At 49.9% G+C, this 5,017-nt stretch carries 1 tRNA gene and 3 rRNA genes; all 4 read right to left on the minus strand.

Annotation, left to right across the window (positions count from 1 at the left end):
• Window position 1 precedes the first annotated feature (1 nt).
• The 4 genes from rrf to FBF73_RS09665 all read right to left on the minus strand — a co-directional run bounded on the left by rrf (window position 2) and on the right by FBF73_RS09665 (window position 4,889).
• Window positions 2-117 (minus strand): 5S ribosomal RNA (gene rrf / locus FBF73_RS09650).
• A 76-nt stretch (window positions 118-193) separates the two neighbouring features.
• Window positions 194-3,095 (minus strand): 23S ribosomal RNA (locus FBF73_RS09655).
• Window positions 3,096-3,219: 124 nt separating this feature from the next.
• A tRNA-Ala gene (locus FBF73_RS09660) sits at window positions 3,220-3,292 on the minus strand.
• A 51-nt stretch (window positions 3,293-3,343) separates the two neighbouring features.
• Window positions 3,344-4,889, minus strand: a 16S ribosomal RNA gene (locus tag FBF73_RS09665).
• Together the 16S, 23S and 5S rRNA genes with 1 tRNA gene alongside form the textbook arrangement of a ribosomal RNA operon.
• Between the last annotated feature and the right edge of the window lie 128 nt (window positions 4,890-5,017).

Below are 5,017 nucleotides of genomic sequence, written 5' to 3' on the forward strand. Positions count from 1 at the left end.
AGCTAAGCGACTTCCATATCTCACAGGGGGCAACCCCCAACTACTTCCGGCGTTCTAGGGCTTAACTTCTGTGTTCGGCATGGGTACAGGTGTATCTCCTAGGCTATCGTCACTTAACTCTGAGTAATACCTACTCAAAATTGAATATCTATTCAAAGCAAGAAAACCGTTCGCTTTCATATTCTCAGTTACTTTGGATAAGTCCTCGAGCTATTAGTATTAGTCCGCTACATGTGTCGCCACACTTCCACTTCTAACCTATCTACCTGATCATCTCTCAGGGCTCTTACTGATATAAAATCATGGGAAATCTCATCTTGAGGTGGGTTTCACACTTAGATGCTTTCAGCGTTTATCCCTTCCCTACATAGCTACCCAGCGATGCCTTTGGCAAGACAACTGGTACACCAGCGGTAAGTCCACTCTGGTCCTCTCGTACTAGGAGCAGATCCTCTCAAATTTCCTACGCCCGCGACGGATAGGGACCGAACTGTCTCACGACGTTCTGAACCCAGCTCGCGTGCCGCTTTAATGGGCGAACAGCCCAACCCTTGGGACCGACTACAGCCCCAGGATGCGACGAGCCGACATCGAGGTGCCAAACCTCCCCGTCGATGTGAACTCTTGGGGGAGATAAGCCTGTTATCCCCAGGGTAGCTTTTATCCGTTGAGCGATGGCCCTTCCATACGGAACCACCGGATCACTAAGCCCGACTTTCGTCCCTGCTCGAGTTGTAGCTCTCGCAGTCAAGCTCCCTTATACCTTTACACTCTGCGAATGATTTCCAACCATTCTGAGGGAACCTTTGGGCGCCTCCGTTACCTTTTAGGAGGCGACCGCCCCAGTCAAACTGCCCGTCAGACACTGTCTCCGATAGGGATCACCTATCTGGGTTAGAGTGGCCATAACACAAGGGTAGTATCCCAACAACGTCTCCTTCGAAACTGGCGTCCCGATCTCATAGACTCCTACCTATCCTGTACATGTGGTACAGACACTCAATATCAAACTGCAGTAAAGCTCCATGGGGTCTTTCCGTCCTGTCGCGGGTAACCTGCATCTTCACAGGTACTAAAATTTCACCGAGTCTCTCGTTGAGACAGTGCCCAAATCATTACGCCTTTCGTGCGGGTCGGAACTTACCCGACAAGGAATTTCGCTACCTTAGGACCGTTATAGTTACGGCCGCCGTTTACTGGGGCTTCAATTCATACCTTCGCTTACGCTAAGCACTCCTCTTAACCTTCCAGCACCGGGCAGGCGTCACCCCCTATACATCATCTTACGATTTAGCAGAGAGCTGTGTTTTTGATAAACAGTTGCTTGGGCCTATTCACTGCGGCTGACGTAAAGTCAGCACCCCTTCTCCCGAAGTTACGGGGTCATTTTGCCGAGTTCCTTAACGAGAGTTCTCTCGCTCACCTGAGGCTACTCGCCTCGACTACCTGTGTCGGTTTGCGGTACGGGTAGAGTATGTTTAAACGCTAGAAGCTTTTCTTGGCAGTGTGACGTCACTAACTTCGCTACTAAACTTCGCTCCCCATCACAGCTCAATGTTATAGAACTAAGCATTTGACTCAGTTCACACCTCACTGCTTAGACAGACACTTCCAATCGTCTGCTTTAGTTAGCCTACTGCGTCCCTCCATCACTACATACTCTAGTACAGGAATATCAACCTGTTGTCCATCGGATACACCTTTCGGTCTCTCCTTAGGTCCCGACTAACCCAGGGCGGACGAGCCTTCCCCTGGAAACCTTAGTCTTACGGTGGACAGGATTCTCACCTGTCTTTCGCTACTCATACCGGCATTCTCACTTCTATGCGTTCCAGCACTCCTCACGGTATACCTTCATCACACATAGAACGCTCTCCTACCATACCTATAAAGGTATCCACAGCTTCGGTAAATTGTTTTAGCCCCGGTACATTTTCGGCGCAGGGTCACTCGACTAGTGAGCTATTACGCACTCTTTGAATGAATAGCTGCTTCTAAGCTAACATCCTAGTTGTCTGTGCAACCCCACATCCTTTTCCACTTAACAATTATTTTGGGACCTTAGCTGGTGGTCTGGGCTGTTTCCCTTTCGACTACGGATCTTAGCACTCGCAGTCTGACTGCCGACCATAATTCATTGGCATTCGGAGTTTATCTGAGATTGGTAATCCGGGATGGACCCCTCACCCAAACAGTGCTCTACCTCCAAGAATCTCTAATGTCGACGCTAGCCCTAAAGCTATTTCGGAGAGAACCAGCTATCTCCAAGTTCGTTTGGAATTTCTCCGCTACCCACAAGTCATCCAAGCACTTTTCAACGTGCCCTGGTTCGGTCCTCCAGTGCGTCTTACCGCACCTTCAACCTGCTCATGGGTAGGTCACATGGTTTCGGGTCTACGTCATGATACTAAGGCGCCCTATTCAGACTCGGTTTCCCTACGGCTCCGTCTCTTCAACTTAACCTCGCATCATAACGTAACTCGCCGGTTCATTCTACAAAAGGCACGCTCTCACCCATTAACGGGCTCGAACTTGTTGTAGGCACACGGTTTCAGGTTCTATTTCACTCCCCTCCCGGGGTGCTTTTCACCTTTCCCTCACGGTACTGGTTCACTATCGGTCACTAGGGAGTATTTAGGGTTGGGAGATGGTCCTCCCAGATTCCGACGGGATTTCACGTGTCCCGCCGTACTCAGGATACTGCTAGGTACAAAGACTATTTTAAATACGAGGCTATTACTCTCTTTGGCTGATCTTCCCAAATCATTCTTCTATAATCTTTGAGTCCACATTGCAGTCCTACAACCCCGAAGAGTAAACTCTTCGGTTTGCCCTCCTGCCGTTTCGCTCGCCGCTACTAAGGCAATCGCTTTTGCTTTCTCTTCCTGCAGCTACTTAGATGTTTCAGTTCACTGCGTCTTCCTCCTCACATCCTTAACAGATGCAGGTAACAGGTAGTACCTGTTGGGTTCCCCCATTCGGAAATCCCTGGATCATCGCTTACTTACAGCTACCCAAGGCATATCGTCGTTTGTCACGTCCTTCTTCGGCTCCTAGTGCCAAGGCATCCACCGTGCGCCCTTATTAACTTAACCTTATTTTTTGACCTTTCAGTCATAAACTCTTATTAATACTACAGCGTTTTCGGTTTATTTTCTTGTTACTATTTGATATAGATATTCAATTTTCAATGTGCATTACTTGGTGATCTCTCACCAATGGAGCCTAGCGGGATCGAACCGCTGACCTCCTGCGTGCAAAGCAGGCGCTCTCCCAGCTGAGCTAAGGCCCCACAAGACCTCTCAAGACTAAACAAGACCAATGTGCAGTTCCTTATCCTTAGAAAGGAGGTGATCCAGCCGCACCTTCCGATACGGCTACCTTGTTACGACTTCACCCCAATCATCTATCCCACCTTAGGCGGCTGGCTCCTTACGGTTACCTCACCGACTTCGGGTGTTACAAACTCTCGTGGTGTGACGGGCGGTGTGTACAAGGCCCGGGAACGTATTCACCGCGGCGTGCTGATCCGCGATTACTAGCGATTCCGACTTCATGTAGGCGAGTTGCAGCCTACAATCCGAACTGAGACTGGCTTTAAGAGATTAGCTTGCCGTCACCGGCTTGCGACTCGTTGTACCAGCCATTGTAGCACGTGTGTAGCCCAGGTCATAAGGGGCATGATGATTTGACGTCATCCCCACCTTCCTCCGGTTTATTACCGGCAGTCTCGCTAGAGTGCCCAACTGAATGATGGCAACTAACAATAGGGGTTGCGCTCGTTGCGGGACTTAACCCAACATCTCACGACACGAGCTGACGACAACCATGCACCACCTGTCACCTCTGTCCCGAAGGAAAGCTCTATCTCTAGAGCGGTCAGAGGGATGTCAAGACCTGGTAAGGTTCTTCGCGTTGCTTCGAATTAAACCACATGCTCCACCGCTTGTGCGGGCCCCCGTCAATTCCTTTGAGTTTCAACCTTGCGGTCGTACTCCCCAGGCGGAGTGCTTAATGCGTTAGCTACGGCACTAAACCCCGGAAAGGGTCTAACACCTAGCACTCATCGTTTACGGCGTGGACTACCAGGGTATCTAATCCTGTTTGCTCCCCACGCTTTCGAGCCTCAGCGTCAGTTACAAGCCAGAGAGCCGCTTTCGCCACCGGTGTTCCTCCATATATCTACGCATTTCACCGCTACACATGGAATTCCACTCTCCCCTCTTGCACTCAAGTTAAACAGTTTCCAAAGCGTACTATGGTTAAGCCACAGCCTTTAACTTCAGACTTATCTAACCGCCTGCGCTCGCTTTACGCCCAATAAATCCGGACAACGCTCGGGACCTACGTATTACCGCGGCTGCTGGCACGTAGTTAGCCGTCCCTTTCTGGTAAGATACCGTCACAGTGTGAACTTTCCACTCTCACACTCGTTCTTCTCTTACAACAGAGCTTTACGATCCGAAAACCTTCTTCACTCACGCGGCGTTGCTCGGTCAGACTTCCGTCCATTGCCGAAGATTCCCTACTGCTGCCTCCCGTAGGAGTCTGGGCCGTGTCTCAGTCCCAGTGTGGCCGATCACCCTCTCAGGTCGGCTATGTATCGTCGCCTTGGTGAGCCGTTACCCCACCAACTAGCTAATACAACGCAGGTCCATCTGGTAGTGATGCAATTGCACCTTTTAAGTAAATGTCATGCAACATCTACTCTTATGCGGTATTAGCTATCGTTTCCAATAGTTATCCCCCGCTACCAGGCAGGTTACCTACGCGTTACTCACCCGTTCGCAACTCATCCAGAAGAGCAAGCTCCTCCTTCAGCGTTCTACTTGCATGTATTAGGCACGCCGCCAGCGTTCGTCCTGAGCCAGGATCAAACTCTCATTAAAAGTTTGAGTTCTCACTCATTTCTGTCACTGACAGATTTATTGTTTTTTCATTGTTCAGTACTACAACCTTAGTTGTAGTGCCCTGCACATTGGTTCGTCTTGTTCAGTTTTCAAAGGTCTTTGTCACT

Origin of the sequence: Streptococcus mitis, assembly GCF_005144795.1 — a bacterium.
Lineage (GTDB): Bacteria > Bacillota > Bacilli > Lactobacillales > Streptococcaceae > Streptococcus > Streptococcus mitis_BB.